We start from the raw sequence: 22,192 nt of genomic DNA on the forward strand, positions 1-22,192 counted from the left end.
TGGCTGGGTCGGCGGACAGTATCGTTTTCAGAGAAGCGGGGTTTTTCGCTCGTGTATCCAGGAGTCTATCGATGTCTGACGAGCTGACCGACATGCAGCCCGCTCGCCCTGGCGAGCGACGGATCCGTATCCTCAATCCGCGCCTTGCCAACCAGATCGCGGCGGGTGAGGTCGTGGAGCGGCCGGCTTCCGTGGTCAAGGAGCTGGTCGAGAACGCCATCGATGCCGGCAGCACCCGCATCGAGCTGGAGCTGGAAGGTGGCGGAGCGCGGTTGATTCGCGTGCGCGACAACGGCTGCGGCATCACCGAGGAAGACCTGCCGCTGGCGCTGTCACGGCATGCGACCAGCAAGATCGAGAGCCTGGATGATCTCGAGGGCGTGGTGAGCCTCGGTTTCCGGGGCGAGGCACTGGCCTCGATCAGTTCGGTCTCGCGGCTGGAGCTGTTCTCGAATGTCTCGGAGGAACCAGCCAATGGCTGGCGCGTGGTGGCGGAAGGGCGCGAGATGGCGCCGCGCGTCTCCCCGGCGCCGCATCCGCGTGGCACCAGCGTCGCGGTGCGTGATCTGTTCTTCAATACGCCGGCGCGCCGCAAGTTCATGCGCACCGAGAAGACCGAGTTCGGCCATGTCGAGGAAAGCTTCCGACGGCTGGCACTGTCACGCCACGATATCGGCTGGACGCTGCGTCACAACCAGAAGGTGGTGCACCAGCTGCGCGCCGGTGAAGACACCCTGACGGTGGAGCGGCGCATCGGTGCGCTGCTCGGGCGCAACTTCCTCGAGCATGCGCTGCATCTGGATATCGAGGCCTCCGGGCTGCGCCTGTCCGGTTGGGTGGGCTTGCCGACGCATTCGCGTGCCCAGGCCGATCAGCAGTACTTCTTCGTCAATGGCCGCGTGGTGCGCGACCGGCTGGTCGCGCATGCCGTTCGTCAGGCCTACCGCGATGTGCTGTTCCATGGTCGGCATCCGGTGTTCGTGCTCTATCTGGAGCTCGACCCGACAGTGGTGGATGTCAACGTTCACCCGACCAAGCACGAAGTGCGCTTCCGGGACGGGCGACTGGTGCATGACTTCCTGTTCTCGAGCCTGCACAAGGCGCTGGCCGAGGTGCGCCCCGGTGACAACAGCGCCGCGCCTACCGGCATCGACGGGCAGGAGAAGGAAGAGGACCCTGGTTGGCAGCAGCAGGGCATGCGCCTTGGCCGTCAGGAACAGGACGCCCAGCCAAATGCCGCCTCCGAGCAGCAATCGACATCGGCCGGTCCGCAGGCCGGGGGCGACTCGTCGGCCTCGCCGAGCGCGCCTGCAGGCCGCCCTGCGGCCCCCTGGCAGCCTTCCTCGCAGTTGCCGCCTGCCGGTGATGGTCGCTCCAGCGAACGCCTGAGTGCCGAGCGTGTGCGTCAGTTCATGGCCGGCTATCGGGCACTGCACCCCAGCGAAGATCATCTGCTCACGCCAGGTGGCGGCGCAGGCGGCGCAGGCGGTGCGGGCGTGGCCAATGATCCGGCGGCGATCGCCAGTGCCGAGCGTGAGGCGCGGCGTGCACCACGTGTCACGCTGGGCGAAGGTGACCGCGAGGGTGACGGGCCAGGACCGGGCGCAGGACAGGGGAGTGCGCAGGCCGGTGTCGGGGAAGCTGCGCCCGGCTGGCGGGTCGACTTGGCGCCGGCGGGCGCGCCTTCCAGCGACGCAGGGTCTGGCATGTCGGCGCCGTCTGTCTCTAGTGGCTCGGGCTCAGGCAGTTCGGTCTCGGGTGGCGCGGTCTCAGGTGGTTCGGTCTCAGGCAGCTCGGCAGTGGTGATGCGTGGTCTGCCGGCCCAGAGTGACGACGATGACACCCCGCCGCTGGGCTACGCCGTGGCGCAGCTGCATGGCGTCTATATCCTGTCGCAGACCTCGCGCGGGCTGGTGATGGTCGACATGCATGCCGCTCACGAGCGCATCACCTATGAGCGCATGAAGCAGCACGTTCACGGCGGCGGCCATCTGGAGGCCCAGCCGCTGCTGGTGCCGGTATCGCTGGCGGTCAGTGCGCGTGAGATGGGCACCTTCGAGCGCGAGTCCGAGGCGTTCACGCGTCTGGGCGTCGAGCTGGACGCTGCCGGGCCGGAAACGCTGCTGGTGCGTCAGGTGCCGGTCGTGCTCGGCAATGCCGATGTGGAACCCCTGGTGCGCGGCATGCTGGAAGATCTTGAGCGCTATGGGCGCAGTGACCGCATGGAGGCGCACATGAATGAACTGCTCGCCGACATGGCGTGTCGCGGCAGCGTGCGCGCCAACCGCCGACTGACGATTCCGGAAATGAATGCCCTGCTACGTGACATGGAGCGCACCGAGCGCTCCGGGCAATGCAATCATGGCCGGCCGACCTGGACCGAGCTTTCGATGCATGAGCTCGACAAGCTGTTCCTGCGCGGCCAGTAGATGACGCCCCGTGTCGTCGCGGTTCACCCCTGATTCACCTCCCAGCCCAGACAATAGGCCATGACCCAGATTCAACCCCCTGAAGATTCCCGACACCACGCGCCTGAGGTAGCTGACAAGCCGCCTGTCGTGTTGTTGATGGGGCCGACGGCCTCCGGCAAGACCGACCTCGCCATTCGCTGGCACGAGGAGCAGGGCGCGGAGCTGGTCAGTGTCGATTCGGCGCTGATCTATCGCGGCATGGATATCGGCACGGCCAAGCCGAGCGCGGCCGAGCTGGCCCGAGCGCCACACCGCCTGATCGACTTTCTCGACCCGCTGGAGAGCTATTCCGCCGCCGAGTTTCGTCGCGATGCGCTGGCGCATATCGCCGAGATCCAGTCCCGCGGCAAGATGCCGCTGCTGGTCGGTGGCACCATGATGTATTTCAAGCGTCTGTTGGAAGGCGTAGCGGAGCTGCCGGCAGCGGATGCCGAGCTGCGCGCGGAGCTCGAGGCGCGTATCCAGTCCGAGGGTCTGCCGGCGCTGCATGCGCAGCTGGCGCGGCTTGATCCGGCCACGGCACAGCGCATTCGGGCCACTGACCCCCAGCGGCTGACACGCGCGCTGGAGGTCTGTCTGATCAGCGGGCGCCCGATGAGCGAGCTGCTCGCGGAGCAGCCAGAGGCGGAACTTCCGTTCCGGCCGATAGCGATCGCACTGGCGCCCCACGATAGAGCCGTGTTACATGAACGTATCGAGACGCGTTTTGATCAGATGTTGGAACAGGGCTTCATTGCCGAGGTCGAAGCGCTGAAGGCACGTCCGGAGCTGCATGCGGGCCTGCCCTCGATACGTTGTGTCGGCTACCGTCAGGTGTGGGATTTTCTCGATGGCCATCTGAGCCGGGATGAGATGCGCGAACGCGGCATCATCGCGACGCGTCAACTCGCCAAGCGACAGTTGACCTGGTTGCGGAGCTGGCAGGGGATTCACTCGGTGGATTCCATGGGTGTAGATCCTTACAGTGAAACCTTGAAAATCGTGCGCCAGACCTGCACTTAGCGTAACATGAGCGGTCACGACCCGCGCCCGTGAAGCCCCCTCAAGAGGGCAACCCGGAGCGCTGGCGAACATAACCATACTTACCTCGAACGAGACATTTTTACGGAGAGTCACATGTCCAAAGGTCAATCACTCCAGGACCCGTACCTGAACATCCTGCGCAAGGAACGTATCCCGGTCTCGATCTTCCTGGTCAACGGCATCAAGCTGCAGGGCCAGATCGAATCCTTCGATCAGTTCGTGATCCTGCTGCGCAATACTGTCTCCCAGATGGTTTACAAGCACGCTATCTCGACCGTGGTGCCGTCGCGCAATGTGCGCCTGCCGGCCCAGGATCCGAGCGTGCCGTCCACAGAAAGCTGAAGTTAGAGGCGCTGATTGTTCTTCGAACGACCCGAAGCCGGTGAAACGGCCGTCCTGGTGCATGTCAATTTCCGGGACGAAAAAGAACGCGAGGATGCCGGTGAGCTCCTCGAACTCGTACGTTCGGCAGGCGCCGTGCCGGCGACCCTCATCGAGGGTAGCCGGCCCCGCCCCGACTCCCGTACGTTCATCGGAGAAGGCAAGCTTGAGGAAGTGCAAGAGGCCCTGGCCGTGCACGAAGCCGAGCTGGTCATTTTCAACCATTCATTGAGTCCTTCCCAGCAGCGTAACCTCGAAGCCACGCTCAAGTGTCGCGTCATCGACCGTACCGGTCTGATTCTCGACATCTTTGCCCAGCGTGCGCGGACCCATGAGGGCAAGCTGCAGGTGGAACTCGCACAGCTCGAGTACATGTCCACCCGCCTGGTGCGGGGTTGGACCCACCTTGAGCGTCAGAAAGGCGGTATCGGTCTGCGAGGCCCGGGGGAAACCCAGCTCGAGACTGACCGTCGCCTGTTGCGCGCCCGTATCAAGTCGATCCACAAGCGACTCGAGAAGGTGCACAAGCAGCGCGATCAGAACCGCCGTGCCCGTGCGCGTGCCGAGATTCCGAGCCTGTCGCTGGTCGGCTATACCAACGCCGGCAAGTCGACGCTGTTCAACGCGCTGACCACCTCCGAGGTGTACGCCGCCGATCAGCTTTTCGCGACGCTGGACCCGACGCTGCGTCGTCTGGAGCTCGAGGATGTCGGTCCGGCAGTCCTTGCCGATACCGTCGGCTTCATTCGTCATCTGCCGCACAAGCTGGTGGAAGCCTTCCAGGCGACCCTGCAGGAAGCGGCGGAAGCGGATCTGCTGGTACATGTCATCGACGCCGCAGACCCGGAGAATGACCGCAATACCGAGCAGGTCAATCACGTCCTGAGCGAGATCGATGCCGGTGATGTGCCGCGTCTGTTGGTCATGAACAAGATCGACCGACTCGACATGGCGCCGCGCATCGAGCGTGATGGCTTCGGTCGTCCGCTGGCGGTGTGGCTGTCGGCACGCGACGGCAAGGGGCTGGATCTGCTGATGCAGGCCTTCGCCGAGCTGCTGTCCGACAACGTCATCTCCATGCAGCTGACGCTGGGGCCTGCGAAGTCCCGTCTGCGGGCAGGCCTGCATGAGCTGGACGCGGTCAAGGACGAGCAATATGACGAGCAGGGCAATGCGCTGCTGGACATTCGTCTCGAGAAACGCGATTTTCTGCAGTTGTTGTCGCATCTTGGTGAATCGCCTGAAGATTATCTCGGCGGTGAACATGACGACCGCGAAGCCTGGCAGCGTGAGCTGTCCGCCGAACGCGCGGAAAAGCATCGCGTGTCGGTCACGCACAAGTCCTGATACCGTCTGGTAACGAGACTTGTGCCGGTGCGCTGCGCAGCAGCTCGATGATAAGTGGCGAACGACGCAGCATCGCACCGTTGTCGCAACGCAGTGGCAAGCACTACCCGGCATCCATCGCCGCGCACGAATGACGATGGATGCCCTCGCGCAGGGCATGCCCTGCGCGTCAGAGCAGCGGGCATTCAGCAGGATTGGCTGGATGCCGTCCGACGGACGATGGCCGTCGGGCAGGGCCATGGCCTTCTCCCGCAAGGGACGCGTCGCCATGCCGTACGAGAGAACCGGTCGCCGGAGGCCATCAGGCTCAAGGCACGGAACCGGTCGCAGCTGGCAGGGCGGCGTCATCATAATGACGAGCGGAACATCGACTGAGTGGAGACGACGTATGGCTTGGAATGAGCCGGGTGGCGGCAACCAGCATGACCCGTGGAGCGGCGGTGGTCGCAACGGGGACAAGAAGGGGGGCGGGGGTAACGGCGGTGGCAATGGTGGACCGCCCGACCTCGACGAAGCGCTGAAGAAATTCCAGGATAAGCTCAACGGCATGCTCGGCAATGGCCGCAAGCGTCGTGGCGGTGCCGGTGGCAATGGCGGCAACGGTGGCAGCACCAATGCCTTCGCACTGCCGGGTATCATCGGCGTCATCCTAGTCGCCATCTGGGCGGCTTCCGGTTTCTATCTGGTCGATCAGTCAGAGCGTGGCGTCGTGCTGCGTTTCGGCAAGTACAACGACATCGTCGGTCCGGGCCTGCACTGGAATCCTCCGATCATCGACGATGTGCGTGAGGTCAACGTCACCAAGGTGCGTTCGCTCTCCCAGACCAAGTCGATGCTGACCCAGGACGAGAACATCGTCGAAGTCCAGATGTCCGTGCAGTATCAGGTGTCCAACCCGCGTGACTTCCTGCTCAACGTCCGTGCGCCCGAGATCAGTCTCGAAAACGCCATGGACTCTGCGCTGCGTCATGAAGTCGGCAGTGCCGACATGAACGACATCCTGACCTCCGGTCGTGAACTGCTGGCCAGCAACGTCAAGTCGCGCCTGCAGTCCTATCTGGACAACTACGGTGTCGGCCTGACGCTGCAGACCATCAACGTCGAGTCCACCTCTGCGCCGGCAGCGGTCCAGGATTCCTTCGATGACGTCATCAAGGCGCGTGAGGATCGTCAGCGCACGATCAACCAGGCACTGGCCTACGAAAACTCGATTCTCCCGGAAGCCCAGGGTCAGGCGCAGCGCATCATCGAGGAAGCCGAGGGTTACAAGGAGTCCGTGGTCGCGAAGTCCCAGGGTGAAGCCAACCGCTTCACGTCCCTGCTGACCGAGTACCAGAAGGCGCCGGAAATCATCCGCGAGCGCATGTATCTGGAAACCATGGGCGAAGTGCTCGGCAAGACCAACAAGGTGCTGGTGGATGTCGAGAACGGCAATTCTCTCATGTACCTGCCGTTGGACAAGCTGGCCAACAAGTCCAGTGCTGCCGCTGAAGACAGCAGTGGCATGAGTCGTAGCGAGCTGGACCGTGTGTCCCGACAGGCGAGTGATGCCCTGAGCCGCAGCCAGAGCACTGACAGCAGCAACAGCATCCGTCGGGAGGGTCGTTAATGATCAACAATCGCTCACTGATGGCCGTCGCCGGTCTGGCCGTAGTGGCCTGGCTTGGTAGCAACAGCCTCTACACGGTTGATGAGACCCAGCGCGCCATCAAGCTCAAGTTTGGTGAAGTGGTGGAAGACAACATCCAGCCCGGCCTGCACTTCAAGCTGCCGGTCTACAACACGATCCGTACCTTCGATACGCGCGTGTTGACGCTGGATGCCCAGGCAAGCCGTTATCTGACCCGCGAGAAGAAGGCCGTCATCGTCGACTCCTTCGTCAAGTGGAAGATCGTCGATCCGAAGCGCTACTACGAAGCGACCTCCGGCGACGAGCAGATGGCCGAGCGCCTGATCGCGCCGCGTGTCGACGAGAGTCTGCGTAACGAGTTCGGCAAGCTCGAGCTGGTGCAGATCATCTCCGAGCAGCGTGACGCGCTGATGAAGAAGCCCACCGAAGAGCTCGACGAGGTGATGCGCAAGGAACTGGGGGTGTCGATTCTCGATATCCGCGTCAAGCGTATCGACCTGCCGGACGAAGTCTCCCAGGCGGTCTACGAGCGCATGAAGACCGAGCGTCAGCGTGAGGCACGTGAGTATCGTGCCCAGGGTCAGGAGCAGGCCGAGAAGATCCAGGCCAATGCCGATCGTCGTCGTTCCGTACTGCTCGCGCAGGCCGAAGAACAGGCGCAGACCCTGCGCGGTGAGGGCGATGCCTCCGCCGCCGCCATCTATGCCGGTGCCTACGGGGCGGATACCGAGTTCTTCCGCTTCTACCGCTCACTGCAGGCCTATCGCGACAGCTTCAAGGGCGATGGCAACATGATGGTCATGCAGCCGGACAGCGAGTTCTTCCGCTTCTTCAAGGACCCGCAGGGTGGTAGCAAGTAAGCAGCATCACTCAGCCCGAAGGCTCGCCTTCGGGGATGTTGCGCGCGGCCTCTGGCAGCATCAGAGGCCGCGCAGTGGATGAACCTCGCTCGAGAGGTTCGCGGGGTTCATCCCACAAGGATTCATGCTAGACTCCTGCAACCGGGCACCGCCCGGTTTTTTTGTGGCCGCTTTTCATGCACAGGCGCAAGGCCGACAGGAAAGCGTCGAGCAGGACCTTGCTTCACGGGTCTCGGTCGGCTGCTGTGAAATCCCCCGCAGGCGTCGCGTTCGTCACGCACGCCAGCCGGGTGCATTTCCTCGCGTCACGAGTCACCCCTTGTCATAAATCTCTCGCAGGATAGCGCAATGACCATCGCAGATCGCTGGCTCCTCCCGGATGGCATGGATGAGGTATTGCCCCCTCAGGCAACCCGTATGGAGGCGCTGCGCCGCGCGCTGCTCGACCTCTATCATCGCTTCGGCTATGACCTGGTGCTGCCGCCGCCCGTCGAATTTCTCGATTCGCTGCTGACCGGCACCGGTACCGAGCTTGATCTGCAGACCTTCAAGCTGACCGACCAGATGACCGGTCGCATGATGGGCGCCAGCGCCGACGTCACCCCGCAGGTGGCGCGCATGGATGCTCACTCCCTGCACCGCGAAGGCCCGGTACGTCTGTGCTACTGCGCCAACGTGCTGCGCACCAAGGCGGACAAGCACCAGGGCGGTCGCAGCCCGGTGCAGGTCGGTGCTGAGCTCTTCGGTCACGCCGGCCTCGAGGCCGACCACGAGATCCTGCACCTGGCCCTGACCAGTCTCGAGCAGGCCGGTGCCGGTGAATTGCACCTGGCACTGGGTCATATCGGCATCTACCGTGCCTTGATCGCCGAAGCCGGCATGAATGACGAGCACGAGCGTGAGCTGTTCGCCGCCATCGAGCGTAAACAGTATTCCGCTCTCGATGCATTGATCGATCGCGTGGTGGGTGACAAGGTAGTGGCGGGCATGCTCAAGGCGCTGCCGCACCTGCACGGTGATGACGAGATTCTTGCCCAGGCGCGTACCGCCTTCGCCGGCGCACCGGCGGCAGTCGCCAGCGCTCTGGATCAGCTGACGGCGCTGAGCTGCGCGGTCCGCGAGCGTCATCCGCAGGTCACGCTCTATTTCGATCTCGCCGAACTGCGCGGTTACGAGTATCACACCGGCATGGTGTTCGCGGCCTACGTCCCGGGTTACGGTCAGGCGCTGGCCAAGGGGGGGCGCTACGACGATACTGGACGTGCCTTCGGTCGTGCGCGTCCTGCCACCGGCTTCTCGATGGACCTCAAGCAGCTGGCCTCGCTGGCCGTGCAGGCTCCGGCCTGCGACGGCATCTGGGCGCCGGCACTCAACGACAGCGCGCTGCGTGAGTGTGTCGATCAGCTGCGTGCCGCTGGCGAGCGTGTCATCGAAGCGCTGCCGGGCCAGACCACCGGCGCGGATGCACACCGTTGCAACCGTGAGCTGGTCAATGGCGACGGCGGCTGGCAGGTCGTCACACTCGATGACTGAGCTTGTATGACTTAGCCTAGATGCCTGAGCTTGAAGGGTTGAGCTTCGGTGATCCGAGAGCGATGGCAGCGAGTGACAGATAGCAGAACAGCTGGGGCCACTGGGTCCCGAGGTGCAGCTGCCGACAGGGCAGCTGCACTTGTGAGTGGGTTTTCACCGACGGTTATTCACCGAAAGAGATAGGAACCATGGGCAAGAATGTAGTCGTGCTCGGCACCCAATGGGGTGATGAAGGCAAGGGCAAGGTCGTCGACCTGCTGACCGAATCCGCCAGCGCCGTCGTGCGTTTCCAAGGTGGCCACAACGCGGGTCACACCCTGGTGCTGGACGGCAAGAAGACCGTCCTCCACCTGATCCCGTCCGGCATCCTCCACCCGGGCAAGACCTGCGTCATCGGCAACGGTGTCGTGCTGTCTCCGGAAGCGCTGATCAAGGAAATCCGTGAGCTTGAAGCCAACGACGTGCCGGTGCGTGATCGCCTGCGTCTGTCGCCGGCCTGCCCGCTGATCCTGTCCTACCACGTGCGTCTGGACCAGGCGCGCGAGAAGGCCCGTGGCGTCGCCAAGATCGGCACTACCGGTCGCGGCATCGGTCCGGCCTACGAAGACAAGGTCGCGCGTCGTGGCCTGCGTCTGGGTGACATGCTCCACCGTGAGCGTTTCGCCTCCAAGCTGGGCGAAGTGCTGGATTACCACAACTTCGTGCTGCAGCACTATCACGGTGAAGCGCCGGTCGATTTCCAGCAGGTGCTGGACGAAGCCATGGAAATGGCCGAAGAGCTGCGCCCGATGGTCTGCGACACCGTGGATCTGGTCCACTCCGTGCGCAAGGCCAACGAGAATATCCTCTTCGAAGGTGCTCAGGGCTCACTGCTCGACATCGACCACGGTACCTACCCGTACGTCACCAGCTCCAACACCACTGCCGGCGGCACCGCCACCGGTTCCGGCGTCGGCCCGCTGTATCTCGACTACGTGCTGGGCATCACCAAGGCCTACACCACGCGTGTCGGCTCCGGCCCGTTCCCGACCGAGCTGTTCGATGAGTTCGGTCGTCACCTGGCCGAGCGTGGCCACGAATTCGGTGCCACCACCGGTCGTGCGCGTCGTTGTGGTTGGTTCGATGCCGTCGCTCTGCGTCACGCCGTGCAGATCAACTCGGTCAGCGGCATCTGCCTGACCAAGCTGGACGTGCTGGACGGTCTCGAGAACATCCGTGTCTGCATCGGCTATCGCAGCAAGGATGGCGACGTGCTGGACAACCCGGTGGATTCCGAAGGCTACGAAGCCATCGAACCGCTGTACCAGGACCTGCCGGGCTGGAGCGATTCCACCATCGGCGTGCGCGAAGTCGACAAGCTGCCGGCCAACGCCCGCGCTTACATCAGCTTCCTGGAAGAGCAGGTCGGCGTGCCGATCGACATCATCTCCACTGGCCCGGACCGCAACGAGACCATCGTGCTGCGCAACCCGTTCCACGGCTGATCATCACGCATGGCTCCGATGAGCCTTGCATGACGGCATGATGGCGTGACCAAGACACCCCGTCGGGATTCTCCCGGCGGGGTGTCTTGCGTTGTGGAGTTGTGGAGTTGTGGAGATGGAGAGGGGCTTGAGAAGTGGGGGTCTTTAGAGAGGGCTTGCGTTGCAGGGGAGGGGGCGGCCGTCATCGATCTCTCGCTGCGCACGGGAAGCGCCTGGGGCTTCGGGCGTGGCTGGTAGATATTTTAAATGGGAATGATTGTTATTTTTGTTGTGATCGGCGGCTATCTTGTCGGCAAACTGGTTGCCCAGGTCGCAATTCGACGTTTTCGGTGGGGTCCCCGCTTCACATCGTTCTGATACAGGACTAAAATGGTCCCCAATTAATCTTCCCGTGGTGGAGGCCAGCATGCTGAAGCTTTCCAAGATGACCGATTATGCCGCTGTCGTGATGGCGCGCATCGCCCGCGAGCCGGACTCGGCCCATGCGGCGATCGATCTGGCCGAAAGCGTGCAGCTGCCGCATCCCACCGTGAGCAAGACGCTCAAGGCGCTGGTGCGGGCAGGGCTGCTTGAGTCGCGGCGCGGTGCGCTGGGCGGTTATCGCCTGGCACGCCCGGCCAGCCAGATCACGGCCAGCGACATCATCAGCGCCATCGAAGGTCCGGTGGCCGTGACCGAGTGCAGTCACGCCGACGGCGATTGCGAGCTGGTCAACACCTGCGGGGTGGCCGACAACTGGCAGCGCGTCTCGTACGCCATCAGTGAGCTGCTGGGCAGCGTGACACTGGCGCATCTGGCGTCATCCGCGCCACTGCGCATGCCGGTGCAACTGCCGATTCAGGCCATCAGCCTGTACGGGGATGACGAGCCGCCCCCCATGGCCACGGCAACCAACGGCACTGGCAAACGCTAGAACCGGCAAACGCTGAATCCATTGCCGCGCGACACATGTCGCCGTGGCAACACGAACATTCGAACTTCGCTGCGATTCGGGCGGGGTGATCAGGCATCTGAACAGACCCGGAGCTCTCCGGGAGAGGAGACCAGCATGGCGAGCCAGGAGATGGAGCAGCTTGTACAGCGCGAGTACAAGCAGGGCTTCGTGACCGATATCGAGAGCGACACCATTCCGCCGGGACTGGATGAAAGCGTGATTCGCTTCATCTCGGCCAAGAAGGGTGAGCCGGAGTGGATGCTGGAGTGGCGTCTGGATGCGTATCAGCAGTGGCTGAAGATGAAGGCGCCGTCCTGGGCCCACCTGGATTATCCGGAGATCGACTACCAGGCGATTTCCTACTTCAGCGCGCCGAAGAAGCCGGAAGACCGCCCGCAGAGTCTGGACGAGGTCGACCCCAAGCTGCTCGAGACCTACGAGAAGCTGGGTATCCCGCTGCACGAGCGTGCCGCACTGGCGGGTGTCGCGGTCGACGCGGTCTTCGACTCCGTGTCCGTGACCACCACCTTCAAGAAGGAGCTGTCCGAGGCGGGCGTCATCTTCTGCTCCATCTCGGAAGCCATCCAGGACTACCCGGAGCTGATCAAGCAGTATCTCGGTACCGTGGTGCCCAAGGCAGACAACTACTTCACCGCGCTGAACGCGGCCGTCTTCACCGATGGCTCCTTCGTGTTCGTGCCGGAAGGCGTCACCTGCCCGATGGAGCTTTCCACCTACTTCCGCATCAACGCCGCCAACACCGGCCAGTTCGAGCGCACCCTGATCATCTGCGAGAAGCAGGCTCAGGTCTCGTATCTGGAGGGCTGTACCGCGCCGCAGCGTGATGACAACCAGCTGCACGCCGCCGTGGTCGAGCTGGTGGCACTGGAAGACGCCTACATCAAGTACTCCACCGTCCAGAACTGGTATCCGGGCGATGAAGATGGCAAGGGCGGCATCTACAACTTCGTCACCAAGCGTGCCGACTGCCGTGGTGACCGCTCCAAGGTCTCCTGGACCCAGGTCGAGACCGGCTCCGCGATCACCTGGAAGTACCCGTCATGCATCCTGCGTGGCAAGGACAGTGTCGGGGAGTTCTACTCCGTCGCCGTCACCAATGGCCGTCAGCAGGCGGACACCGGGACCAAGATGATCCACATCGGTGAGGGCACCAAGTCCACCATCGTCTCCAAGGGCATCTCGGCCGGTAATTCCGAGCAGTCCTATCGTGGTCTGGTCAAGATCGGCCCGCGGGCCAAGGGCGCGCGCAACTTCACCCAGTGTGACTCGCTGTTGATCGGCGACCGCTGTGGCGCGCACACCTTCCCGTATCAGGAAATCGGCAACGCGACGGCCACCGTCGAGCACGAGGCGACGACCTCCAAGATCGGCGAAGATCAGCTGTTCTACTGCCGTCAGCGCGGCATCAGCGAGGAAGATGCGGTCAACATGATCGTCAATGGCTTCTGCAAGGACGTCTTCCAGGAGCTGCCGATGGAGTTCGCCGTCGAGGCCGAGGCGCTGCTCAACGTCACCCTTGAAGGCGCCGTCGGCTGATCCCGCCGTCCCTTTCGCATTCACCCCATTCTTGAGGGCCGCTCGCGGGCGGCCTGTCAGCAAAAGGTATCAACATGCTCGTAGTCAAAGATCTGCACGTTTCGGTGGAAGGCAAGGAAATCCTCAAGGGTCTCGATCTGACCATCAACAAGGGTGAAGTCCACGCCATCATGGGCCCGAACGGCGCAGGCAAGTCCACGCTGTCTTCCGTGATCGCCGGCAAGGACGGCTATGAAGTGACCTCGGGCACCATTACCTATGAAGGTGAGGATGTGCTGGAGATGGAAGTCGAAGAGCGTGCGCGTGCCGGCATGCTGCTGGGCTTCCAGTACCCGGTGGAAATCCCGGGGGTCAAGAACGTCTACCTGCTCAAGGCGGCGCTGAATGCCAAGCGTGAAGCCGAAGGCCTGGGCGAGATTCCGGCCCCGGAATTCATGAAGCTGATCCGCGAGAAACTGGCCTTCATGCAGATGGACGCCAGCTTCCTGCAGCGCGCCGTCAACGAAGGCTTCTCCGGCGGCGAGAAGAAGCGCAACGAGATCCTGCAGATGCTGGTGCTGGAACCGAAGCTCGCCATGCTCGACGAGATCGACTCCGGCCTCGACATCGATGCCCTCAAGGTCGTCGCCAAGGGTGTCAACTCGCTGCGCAACGAAGACCGCGCCGTGCTGATGGTCACCCACTACCAGCGTCTGCTCGAGCACATCGTGCCGGACCAGATCCACGTGCTGATGGATGGCCGCATCGTCAAGTCCGGCGACAAGTCGCTGGCACTCGAACTCGAAGCCCAGGGCTATGACTGGCTGCAGGAGGAAACCGCGTAATGACAGCACTTGCTACCGCGTCCGTCCCCGGCAGCGAAGCCTTCGCCAGCGAATTCGCTGCCCGCAAGGCCCGCTTTGCGGCTGATCCGAGCTGGATGGCCGCCCGCCGTCAGGCCGGCATCGCCCGCTTTGAAGCCCTCGGCCTGCCGACCCGCAAGGTCGAGGCCTGGAAGTACACCGACACCCAGGCACTGGGTCGTCAGCAATATCGTCTTGCCGACGATGCAAGCCTCGCGCCGGCCGTGAAGGATGCGCTGGCTCTCGACGTCGACGCCTACCGTCTGGTGTTCGTCGATGGCCTCTACAATGCCGAGCTGTCCGATGTGGCAGACCTGCCCGACACCGTGCGTGTCGTGCCGCTGTCTGACGCCATCGTCAATCAGCCGGAAGTCATCGGTGGCTCGCTGAACCGCCTGACCGGCATCGATTTCACGCCGTTCGTGGCGCTGAACTCCGCCTTCACCGAAGAGGGTGCGGTGATTCAGGTCGGCCCGCGCACGGTGCTCGACAAGCCGGTCTACGTGCTGTTCCTGTCGCGTGCCGCCGTCGAAGGCCAGCCCGTGACCATGAGCCACCCGCGTCTGCTGGTGCAGCTGGGCAGCCGCGCCGAAGCCAGCGTGATCGAGCATCACATCGGTGAAAGCGGCGCGACCAACTTCACCAACATGGTCAGCGAAGTGATGCTGGAGCGCGGCGCCGTGCTCAATCACTACAAGCTGGGCGAAGCCGCCACCGGCGAGACGCATATCGCCTCGCTGCAGGTCGAGCAGCCGCGTGACAGCCAGTATCGTTCCATCAATCTGAACACCGGTGGTGGTCTGGTGCGCAACGATATCGTCTGCGACCTGAACGGCAACAACGCCCATGCACGCCTCGATGGCCTGTTCTTCGGTCGTGATCGCCAGCACGTGGACACCCACTCGCTGGTCAATCACAACGAGGCGCTGACGTTCTCCGACGAGAACTACAAGGGCATCCTGGCCGACCGTGCCCGCGGCGTCTTCAATGGCCGCGTGCTGGTCAAGCGCGACAGTCAGCAGATCGAGGCGCATCAGAACAACGCCAACCTGCTGCTGTCGGACCGCGCCGAGATCAACACCAAGCCGGAACTCGAGATCTACGCCGACGACGTCAAGTGCTCCCACGGCACCACGACCGGCCAGCTCGACGAGACCGCCGTGTTCGCGCTGCGCGCCCGTGGCATCGATGAGCAGACCGCCCGTGGCCTTTTGACCCTGGCCTTCGCCAACGAAGTCATGACCGGTCTGGGCATCGACGCCATCGCCGAGCGCATCGAGCGCAGTGTCGCGGGACGCCTGCCGTCACGCTTCCACCTCGATGAGCTGGTCGATCTCAGCGTCGAGCTGGGCGGTGGCGCCGTGGCGGTGGCACGTGATGAGGACTTTGCATGAGCGCACTCGACAACCTGATGCTCGACGTCGTGCGGGTACGCGAGGATTTTCCGATCCTCGAGCGTCGCGTACATGGTGATGTGCCGCTGATCTATCTGGACAGCGCCGCCACCAGCCAGACGCCGACCGCCGTCATCGACGCGATGAGCGACTACTACCGCAAGACCAATGCCAACATCCACCGCGGCCTGCATACCCTGGCGGATGAGGCGACGGCGGCCTTCGAAGGCACGCGTGAGAAAGTGCGCAGCTTCATCAATGCGCGTCTGACGCGGGAAGTCATCTTCACGCGTGGCACCACCGAGGCGATCAATCTGGTCGCCAACAGCTGGGGGGCCAACTGGCTGAACGCCGGTGATGAAGTGCTGATCTCGGTGATGGAGCATCATGCCAACATCGTGCCGTGGCAGCTTCTGGCCGAGCGTCTCGATATCGTCATCAAGGTCATCCCGTGTGACGACGATGGTGTGCTCGACATGGCGGCCTACCGCGACCTACTGGGCGAGAAGACGCGCCTGGTCTGCGTCAATCAGGTCTCCAACGCCCTGGGCAGCATCAACCCGGTGGCCGAGATGGCGACGCTGGCACACGCTCACGACGCGCTGATTCTGGTCGATGGTGCCCAGGCGGTACCGCATCAGCAGGTCGATGTGCGCGAGATCGATGCTGACTTCTATGTCTTCTCGGGCCACAAGATGTACGGCCCGACCGGCATCGGTGTGCTCTACGGCAAGGAAGCGCTGCTGGAGGCGATGCCGCCGTGGCAGGGTGGTGGTGAGATGATCCGCACGGTGTCGTTCGAGAATGGCACCCTGTTCGCGGACCTGCCGCACAAGTTCGAGGCCGGCACGCCGCCCATCGCCGAGGTCATCGGACTGGGCAAGGCCATCGACTGGCTGGACTGCACCCACATGGCGCTGATCACGCGCTGGGAACAGCAGCTGATGCGCCATGCCAGCGAGCGCATGCGCGAAGTGGACGGCCTGCGCATCATCGGCAACTCGCCTGACAAGGCGGGCGCGATCTCCTTCGTGGTCGATGGTGCCCACGCCCAGGATATCGGTCTGCTGATCGACCAGCTGGGGGTCGCCATCCGTACCGGCCACCACTGCGCGCAGCCGGTGCTGCGTCGCTTCGGTGTCGACGCCACCTGTCGGGCTTCCTTCGCGGCCTACAACACGCCGGAAGAGATCGACATGTTCGTCGATGCCCTGCAGCGTGTGCTGACCATGGTGCGCTGAGCACCACCCTGCGGTGGCCCTGACGGGCGCTGATCAATGAGGCTCGCGCATGGCGGGCCTCATTGGTATCGGCCCTTCCCAGGGGATGTTGTCACCCGCACGTCTTGAGTGAACCAACAGAATTCACGAGCCGCATGCCTGTCATGCGGCTCGGCAAGGAGAGGGCATGAGCCACACTGAAGACCAGCTGGCCAGCCTCGGCAAGGGCCAGAAGATGCCGTTGCAGCGGGACGTGGAGGGCATCTCGGTACCGTTCGGCAAGTCGGTGACCCTGCACGAGGACTCGGTGGTCGAAGTCATGCAGGCCAAGGGCGGCACCGTCAGCGTTGCCTTCGAGGGTCGCATGTACCTGATCGAGAGCTTCAGCCTCGATGCGCTGGGGCTGGACGCCGTGCCGCGTCCGCATCTGCCGGCCGGCCAGAGCGATGCCGACATCGAGGCCTTCGTCTGGGCCCAGCTGCGCACCTGCTTCGACCCCGAGATCCCGGTCGACATCGTCGAGCTGGGGCTGGTCTATGGCTGTCGTATCGATACCCTGATCAGCGGCGAGAAGATGGTCAATCTCAAGATGACGTTGACCGCGCCGGGCTGCGGCATGGGCAACGTCATCGCCGAGGACGCCAAGCGCAAGATTCTCGGCGCCGAGGATGTCTCCAAGGTCCACGTCGAGATCGTGTTCTCGCCTGCCTGGTCGCGCGAGATGATGAGTGAGGATGCCCGCCTGGAACTGGGCATGTTCTGAGCATCATCAGCGCGCCTTTGTCGTCTGCTGTTGTCGCCCTTTATTGTCTGCGGCTCCCTGGAGGCCTTTCATGGCCGTCAGTCGCAGTAACACTTGGGTGAGATGCAGCAAACGCAACCGGATGGGCGGGAACCTCTCGTCCATCCGGCTATCCAATTCACGTTGCTGAGCGTCCGGGCAAGTTGCTGCCTCGGGCCGCGTCGGCACGTCCGTTTGACGGTTTCCCGTATCACCTGCCTCAAGGAAGACTCCCCAATGCGATTCCAGACTGCGCTGCGCACCCTGACCGCCACCCTGATCCTGAGCACCGCTGCCAGCGCGCAGGCCGCCTGGAAGCTGGATGGCGATGTGTCACAGCTGAGCTTCCAGACCACCAAGATGGCCAAGTCGGGCGCCAGCACCGTCGAGACGGATGCTTTCACCTCCTGGCGTGCGCGCGTCAATGACGCCGGTCAGCTGTCGGTGGAGATCGACCTCGACTCCGCCAGTACCGGTATCGACATTCGTGACCAGCGCGTCAGCGAGAAGCTGTTCGAGTCCGGCACCTATCCGTTGGCCGTGATGACCGCCAGTCTCGACATGCCGACCCTCAAGGTAATGGAGCCTGGCGACACTCAGAAGGTGGATGTCGAAGGTCAGCTGACGCTGCACGACAACACCCAGAACCTGCCGATGAGCCTGCAGGTGACGCGCCTGCGCGGCGATCGCTGGCTGGTGCAGACCCTCACGCCTGTGATGGTCGATGCTGAGCAGTTCGCGCTGGTCGATGGCATTCGCACCCTGCGTGACCTGGCCGGGCTTGGCAACATCGCGACCCAGGTGCCAGTCAACGTCAAGGCCGTGATGGTGCAGGAAGACTGAGCGGAGTCACCCGCATGCGTGGCCGGAGAACAGTCAGTGCTGGCAGAGCCTCGGCCGCTTGGGTAGGCTGGGCGCTCATGCCTGCACGATGTGACGGTAGCGGCAGGAAAGACAGGCAGGGATGGGCGTGAGGAAGAGATGCAGCGAGTGATCATGCGGGCTGGCTGGACCATCGTCGGTCTGCTGGCCGCCGGGGCAATGACGGTGGTCGGGCTCAACCTCTGGGTCGTGATGGCAACGCACGACCGCATTGCCACGTCACCGCTGACCTGTCAGAGCCGTGCGGTGGGGATCGTGTTCGGCACCTCCCACGGCCTGGTGGGCGGGGGCAGCAATCCACACTATCAGGCACGCCTTGATACCGCCGCCCAGCTCTACCGCCTGCGCCGCGTCTCCAACCTGCTGCTCTCGGGAGACAACCGTACGCGTTACTACAATGAGCCGATGACCATGTGGCGTGACCTGCGAGCACGTAACGTGCCGCAGGAGTTCATGACGCTCGATTACGCGGGCTTCTCCACCTTCGATACCCTCGTACGAGCGCACAAGGTCTTCGGTGTCGACGAGGCGGTGCTGGTCACCCAGCCGTGGCACCTGCCGCGTGCGCTGTTCATCGCCGATGCACTGGGCCTGGAGGCTGTGGGCTGTCCGGCCATCTCCGAGCGCCAGCCGCCGGGGCTCAAGCTGATGCTGCGCGAGTGGCTGGCCCGTGCGGCGACAGTGGGTGATCTCTACCTGTGGGGGCGCAAGCCGCGCTTCCTCGGACCGCAGGAGTCGCTGCCGACGCCGGTGTTGTCATCGCACTCATCTTCGCATCCCTCATCATCTCACTCCTCAGACAAGCACGTGATGTCGCCGCGGGAGGACTCCGTGACAGCCGGAGCAGGGCAGCAGGCCGCTGTCAGTCGTGATGTGGCGGATGAAGTGGATGTGACGGATGAAGAGAGCGCTGCCGACACGCCGGAACCGCATGCCCTCGCGCGTCAGGCGCAGGCAAGCCTGCTGGCCAGTCTGCCCGGGGTGAAGCAGGCATTGCTCCAGTGGCTGCCTGTCAGGTCTGATACGAACTAGCCGCGTATTGGTCTCGTCTGACGCACAGGGTCAACACGAAGACGCCCCGCACTTCCTTTGGAAGGCGGGGCGTCTTGCGTTCACGGCTTGGCGGCGGGCAGGTGGCTAGCCGGCGCGGCGGCGGGCGGCCTGACCTGTCTGGTGACGGTACAGCTCGCGGATCAGATGGCGGCAGTTGTGGAAGATGCCTTCCAGTACCTTTTCCATGCTGTCAGGCAGCGGATGCGTGAAGGCAGTCGAGCAGGCCTGCATCAGGACGCGTTCCTGTTCGAGCAGCTCGTTGATCAGCACCTGATTGTCATTGCCGACGATGCTCTTCAGGCGACTCCACAGCCACATGTAGTCATCGCGCTCGACATCGGCGTCGCGCGGCATCAGGCTCAGATGCTTGCGTGTCTCGACTTCCAGGGCCTGTTTGAGCTCGACACGGCTCGCATAGAAGGGCTCGAAGGCCTTCAGGAGCGCGGGACGCAGCCGTTCGGCATTATCCTCGAAATAATCAAGACTGTCTGCCAGGGCTTCCTGGACGCTATCCATCGCCACCTGGCGATTGTCGAGAAACATGGGCGGTCACCTCCTCCGTCAGAAGAGATTGTGCGGGTGAAAACAGTGTTTTTCTACCCCTGAAGGGCAGAAAGTCAGGATATTTATTCCCGCACTGTCAATCCCTGCAGTTTACGACAATACAATGACGTTCTGGTGACGATTATCGTTGCCTTCCAGACGCTGGCCTTGCCCTGTTTCCAACGCTCACGCTTGTGCACGCGCGGCCATCTGACCCAGAGACGCCAAGGGTGCAGTCATGACGACCTGCACCCTTGATCAAGCGTTGCCCGCAATGCTCTCAGGCTTCAGCCCTAAGGCTCAAGCCCTCAGCCCTTGGGCTTGGGCGGAATCTTCTTGGCCGGCGCGGCGGACTTGGCGATGTGATCGATGATCAGACCGGCGATGTCCTTGCCGGTGGCCGTCTCGATGCCCTGCAGGCCCGGCGAGGAGTTCACTTCCATTATCACCGGGCCATGATTGGCGCGCAGCAGGTCGACACCGGCGACGGACAGGCCCATGGCTTTGGCGGCGCGGATGGCGGTGGAGCGCTCTTCCGGCGTGATGCGGATCTCGCTCGCGGTGCCACCACGGTGCAGGTTGGAGCGGAACTCGCCATCGGCCGCCTGACGCTTCATGGACGCCACCACCTTGTCTCCCACCACCAGGCAGCGGATGTCGGCGCCACGCGCTTCCTTGATGTATTCCTGCACCATGATGTTGGCTTTCATTCCCATGAAAGCCTGGATCACGCTCTCGGCGGCCTGGTTGGTCTCGGCGAGCACCACGCCGATGCCCTGGGTGCCTTCCAGCAGCTTGATGACCAGCGGCGCGCCCTTGACCATGGTGATCAGGTCAGGGATGTCATCCGGCGAATGCGCGAAGCCGGTGACCGGCAGGCCCAGCCCCTTGCGTGACAGCAGCTGCAGGGAGCGCAGCTTGTCGCGGGAGCGGGAGATGGCCACGGAATCATTGACCACGTAGGTGCCCATCATCTCGAACTGACGCAGCACGGCGCAGCCATAGAAGGTGACGGAGGCACCGATGCGCGGCACGACGGCATCGAAGTGCTCGATCTCGGCGCCCTTGTAATGGATGGACGGGCGGTGCGAGGCGATGTTCATGTAGCAACGCAGCGTGTCCACCACGCGCGCGGTGTGGCCACGTGCCTCGGCGGCCTCGATCAGGCGACGGGTGGAGTAGAGGCGTGAGTTACGCGACAGGATACCGATATGCATGAAATCCTCCGGAGCCGAATGGGCCAGACAGAGATAGGAATGAATCAGAAGAAGACTGACGTGATGCCCGTCAGGAGGCGTGGTATTCGCCGGTGAAGCCCTTGTCGTCTCGAGGCGTCACGCGATGCAGATGGCAGCGGGGCCAGCGTCTTGAGGCGAGATGCCGAGGCATGCCGCCGCGCGCCTGGCTGGTGCCGTCAGGGTTCGCCATGCAGATAGGCGGCGCCCGGTGCGACCAGCAGGCGACGCAGGGCACGGCGCCCCAGCAGAATGGGGTGACGCATCTGGGAGCGGTCCACCAGCGTCATGTCGATATCGTAGTCAAGGCCGGCCAGCTTCATGCGCGAGCGAATCGCGTAGCGCCATTCGGCCTGACCATTGGATGAGCGCACGCGGCGGCGATCATGCACCGGCGTCTCGACCGTATGCGGCGGGGAGTCGCTACCGCCGGTTCGGGTGATGAAGCGAACCCACAGATCATCGTTGTGTTCGAAGACCTCGATGCTCTCGGCATGCAGCGCACTGGAATGCGCACCGGTGTCGATCTTGGCATTGAGGTGCAGCTTGAGTTCCGGCAGCTCGATCAGCTCACGCCGACCCACCACGCCCCGCGGACGAAAGCCCAGCAGGTCATGATTCAGTGTCTTGAGATCGAGGGGCGGTGCCTTGTCGATGTGATGACGCGAAGTGTTCTTGTGATGCGACATGTTTCATCCTGAATCAGAGGGCGTGAGCGAAGCGGGCAGCGGCTCACGGCATGAAGACACCGGGCAGGCGCGGCACAGCGTAATGTGCGTTGCCGGCATGGCGGGGTAATGGCCAGGCGGGCGCGCAGCATAGTCACTTAACGTACTGACAGCAATCCTTGCTGAAGCCTCTTTTTTCGCCTCACGAATCGGAGATGACGGTGGCGCTGGCAACGCCCAGCAAAACCGCCCCGGGCACGCGGTCATGGCGCGCGGTGATGGCGCGCTTTCATCGCCGCCGGACGCCTCGCTTGCGGGCGCTGGGCAAATCACCCACGGCCACAGGCGCGGGTG

General features: G+C 63.4%; 19 protein-coding genes. 16 read left to right on the plus strand and 3 right to left on the minus strand.

The features are described from left to right. Positions 1–71 precede the first annotated feature (71 nt). From mutL to QD280_RS01415, 16 genes are all read left to right on the plus strand, one after another. A complete protein-coding gene (gene mutL / locus QD280_RS01340; protein WP_279838090.1) occupies positions 72–2,429 on the plus strand; it encodes a DNA mismatch repair endonuclease MutL in 2,358 nt (785 codons plus the stop codon). 60 nt (positions 2,430–2,489) lie between these two features. Next, on the plus strand, positions 2,490–3,473 hold the full coding sequence (gene miaA / locus QD280_RS01345) for a tRNA (adenosine(37)-N6)-dimethylallyltransferase MiaA (RefSeq protein WP_279838091.1): 984 nt from the start codon (positions 2,490–2,492) through the stop codon (positions 3,471–3,473). Between the two features lie 114 nt (positions 3,474–3,587). Continuing rightward, the gene (gene hfq / locus QD280_RS01350) at positions 3,588–3,836 is read left to right on the plus strand and encodes an RNA chaperone Hfq (protein ID WP_043335203.1); all 249 of its coding nucleotides are present in this window, start codon (positions 3,588–3,590) and stop codon (positions 3,834–3,836) included. A gap of 15 nt (positions 3,837–3,851) precedes the next feature. Then, entirely contained in the window at positions 3,852–5,222 is a 1,371-nt protein-coding gene (hflX, locus tag QD280_RS01355) for a ribosome rescue GTPase HflX (RefSeq protein ID WP_052384759.1), read from the plus strand. A gap of 388 nt (positions 5,223–5,610) precedes the next feature. Further along, positions 5,611–6,831, plus strand: a complete 1,221-nt coding sequence (hflK, locus tag QD280_RS01360; protein WP_043335204.1) for an FtsH protease activity modulator HflK — start codon at positions 5,611–5,613, stop codon at positions 6,829–6,831. After that, entirely contained in the window at positions 6,831–7,712 is an 882-nt protein-coding gene (gene hflC / locus QD280_RS01365; RefSeq protein ID WP_043335206.1) for a protease modulator HflC, read from the plus strand. Before hflK ends, hflC begins: the two co-directional genes overlap by 1 nt. A gap of 348 nt (positions 7,713–8,060) precedes the next feature. Beyond that, positions 8,061–9,245, plus strand: coding sequence for an ATP phosphoribosyltransferase regulatory subunit (locus tag QD280_RS01370; RefSeq protein WP_279838092.1), 1,185 nt, complete (start codon positions 8,061–8,063; stop codon positions 9,243–9,245). A gap of 188 nt (positions 9,246–9,433) precedes the next feature. Next, positions 9,434–10,729: an adenylosuccinate synthase gene (locus QD280_RS01375; RefSeq protein WP_043335209.1), complete on the plus strand. Its 1,296-nt coding sequence runs from the start codon at positions 9,434–9,436 to the stop codon at positions 10,727–10,729. Positions 10,730–11,135: 406 nt separating this feature from the next. Further along, a complete protein-coding gene (locus tag QD280_RS01380; protein ID WP_279838093.1) occupies positions 11,136–11,642 on the plus strand; it encodes an SUF system Fe-S cluster assembly regulator in 507 nt (168 codons plus the stop codon). Between the two features lie 135 nt (positions 11,643–11,777). Beyond that, positions 11,778–13,220: a Fe-S cluster assembly protein SufB gene (gene sufB / locus QD280_RS01385; RefSeq protein WP_054557094.1), complete on the plus strand. Its 1,443-nt coding sequence runs from the start codon at positions 11,778–11,780 to the stop codon at positions 13,218–13,220. Between the two features lie 74 nt (positions 13,221–13,294). Continuing rightward, the gene (sufC, locus tag QD280_RS01390; protein ID WP_043335213.1) at positions 13,295–14,044 is read left to right on the plus strand and encodes a Fe-S cluster assembly ATPase SufC; all 750 of its coding nucleotides are present in this window, start codon (positions 13,295–13,297) and stop codon (positions 14,042–14,044) included. Continuing rightward, a complete protein-coding gene (sufD, locus tag QD280_RS01395; RefSeq protein ID WP_279838094.1) occupies positions 14,044–15,456 on the plus strand; it encodes a Fe-S cluster assembly protein SufD in 1,413 nt (470 codons plus the stop codon). The genes sufC and sufD overlap by 1 nt, the downstream gene beginning before the upstream one ends. Then, positions 15,453–16,697, plus strand: coding sequence for a cysteine desulfurase (locus QD280_RS01400; protein WP_153635361.1), 1,245 nt, complete (start codon positions 15,453–15,455; stop codon positions 16,695–16,697). Before sufD ends, QD280_RS01400 begins: the two co-directional genes overlap by 4 nt. 166 nt (positions 16,698–16,863) lie before the next feature. Then, positions 16,864–17,439, plus strand: coding sequence for a putative Fe-S cluster assembly protein SufT (gene sufT, locus QD280_RS01405; RefSeq protein WP_043335218.1), 576 nt, complete (start codon positions 16,864–16,866; stop codon positions 17,437–17,439). Between the two features lie 255 nt (positions 17,440–17,694). Beyond that, positions 17,695–18,300: a YceI family protein gene (locus tag QD280_RS01410; RefSeq protein WP_153635363.1), complete on the plus strand. Its 606-nt coding sequence runs from the start codon at positions 17,695–17,697 to the stop codon at positions 18,298–18,300. Between the two features lie 138 nt (positions 18,301–18,438). Beyond that, on the plus strand, positions 18,439–19,371 hold the full coding sequence (locus QD280_RS01415) for an ElyC/SanA/YdcF family protein (protein ID WP_279838095.1): 933 nt from the start codon (positions 18,439–18,441) through the stop codon (positions 19,369–19,371). A 105-nt stretch (positions 19,372–19,476) separates the two neighbouring features. On the opposite strand, the gene QD280_RS01420 is transcribed toward QD280_RS01415, so the two are convergent. The 3 genes from QD280_RS01420 to QD280_RS01430 all read right to left on the minus strand — a co-directional run bounded on the left by QD280_RS01420 (position 19,477) and on the right by QD280_RS01430 (position 21,859). Continuing rightward, positions 19,477–19,935, minus strand: a complete 459-nt coding sequence (locus QD280_RS01420; RefSeq protein ID WP_043335223.1) for a hypothetical protein — start codon at positions 19,933–19,935, stop codon at positions 19,477–19,479. Between the two features lie 308 nt (positions 19,936–20,243). Beyond that, positions 20,244–21,152: a 30S ribosomal protein S6--L-glutamate ligase gene (gene rimK, locus QD280_RS01425; RefSeq protein ID WP_043335225.1), complete on the minus strand. Its 909-nt coding sequence runs from the start codon at positions 21,150–21,152 to the stop codon at positions 20,244–20,246. A 197-nt stretch (positions 21,153–21,349) separates the two neighbouring features. Beyond that, positions 21,350–21,859, minus strand: a complete 510-nt coding sequence (locus tag QD280_RS01430) for a RimK/LysX family protein (RefSeq protein WP_082388802.1) — start codon at positions 21,857–21,859, stop codon at positions 21,350–21,352. Between the last annotated feature and the right edge of the window lie 333 nt (positions 21,860–22,192).

Origin of the sequence: Cobetia sp. 1AS1, assembly GCF_029846435.1 — a bacterium.
Lineage (GTDB): Bacteria > Pseudomonadota > Gammaproteobacteria > Pseudomonadales > Halomonadaceae > Cobetia > Cobetia amphilecti.

Bases quoted from the DNA above. Each gene is read 5' to 3' on its own strand.
- QD280_RS01430 (WP_082388802.1), bottom strand. From the start codon at position 21,859: ATGTCGCATCACAAGAACACTTCGCGTCATCACATCGACAAGGCACCG.
- QD280_RS01380 (WP_279838093.1), top strand. From the start codon at position 11,136: ATGCTGAAGCTTTCCAAGATGACCGATTATGCCGCTGTCGTGATGGCG.
- sufT (WP_043335218.1), top strand. From the start codon at position 16,864: ATGAGCCACACTGAAGACCAGCTGGCCAGCCTCGGCAAGGGCCAGAAG.
- sufD (WP_279838094.1), top strand. From the start codon at position 14,044: ATGACAGCACTTGCTACCGCGTCCGTCCCCGGCAGCGAAGCCTTCGCC.
- QD280_RS01370 (WP_279838092.1), top strand. From the start codon at position 8,061: ATGACCATCGCAGATCGCTGGCTCCTCCCGGATGGCATGGATGAGGTA.
- miaA (WP_279838091.1), top strand. From the start codon at position 2,490: ATGACCCAGATTCAACCCCCTGAAGATTCCCGACACCACGCGCCTGAG.
- sufC (WP_043335213.1), top strand. From the start codon at position 13,295: ATGCTCGTAGTCAAAGATCTGCACGTTTCGGTGGAAGGCAAGGAAATC.
- QD280_RS01410 (WP_153635363.1), top strand. From the start codon at position 17,695: ATGCGATTCCAGACTGCGCTGCGCACCCTGACCGCCACCCTGATCCTG.
- QD280_RS01375 (WP_043335209.1), top strand. From the start codon at position 9,434: ATGGGCAAGAATGTAGTCGTGCTCGGCACCCAATGGGGTGATGAAGGC.
- sufB (WP_054557094.1), top strand. From the start codon at position 11,778: ATGGCGAGCCAGGAGATGGAGCAGCTTGTACAGCGCGAGTACAAGCAG.
- QD280_RS01420 (WP_043335223.1), bottom strand. From the start codon at position 19,935: ATGTTTCTCGACAATCGCCAGGTGGCGATGGATAGCGTCCAGGAAGCC.
- hflK (WP_043335204.1), top strand. From the start codon at position 5,611: ATGGCTTGGAATGAGCCGGGTGGCGGCAACCAGCATGACCCGTGGAGC.
- mutL (WP_279838090.1), top strand. From the start codon at position 72: ATGTCTGACGAGCTGACCGACATGCAGCCCGCTCGCCCTGGCGAGCGA.
- hfq (WP_043335203.1), top strand. From the start codon at position 3,588: ATGTCCAAAGGTCAATCACTCCAGGACCCGTACCTGAACATCCTGCGC.
- QD280_RS01400 (WP_153635361.1), top strand. From the start codon at position 15,453: ATGAGCGCACTCGACAACCTGATGCTCGACGTCGTGCGGGTACGCGAG.
- rimK (WP_043335225.1), bottom strand. From the start codon at position 21,152: ATGCATATCGGTATCCTGTCGCGTAACTCACGCCTCTACTCCACCCGT.
- QD280_RS01415 (WP_279838095.1), top strand. From the start codon at position 18,439: ATGCAGCGAGTGATCATGCGGGCTGGCTGGACCATCGTCGGTCTGCTG.
- hflC (WP_043335206.1), top strand. From the start codon at position 6,831: ATGATCAACAATCGCTCACTGATGGCCGTCGCCGGTCTGGCCGTAGTG.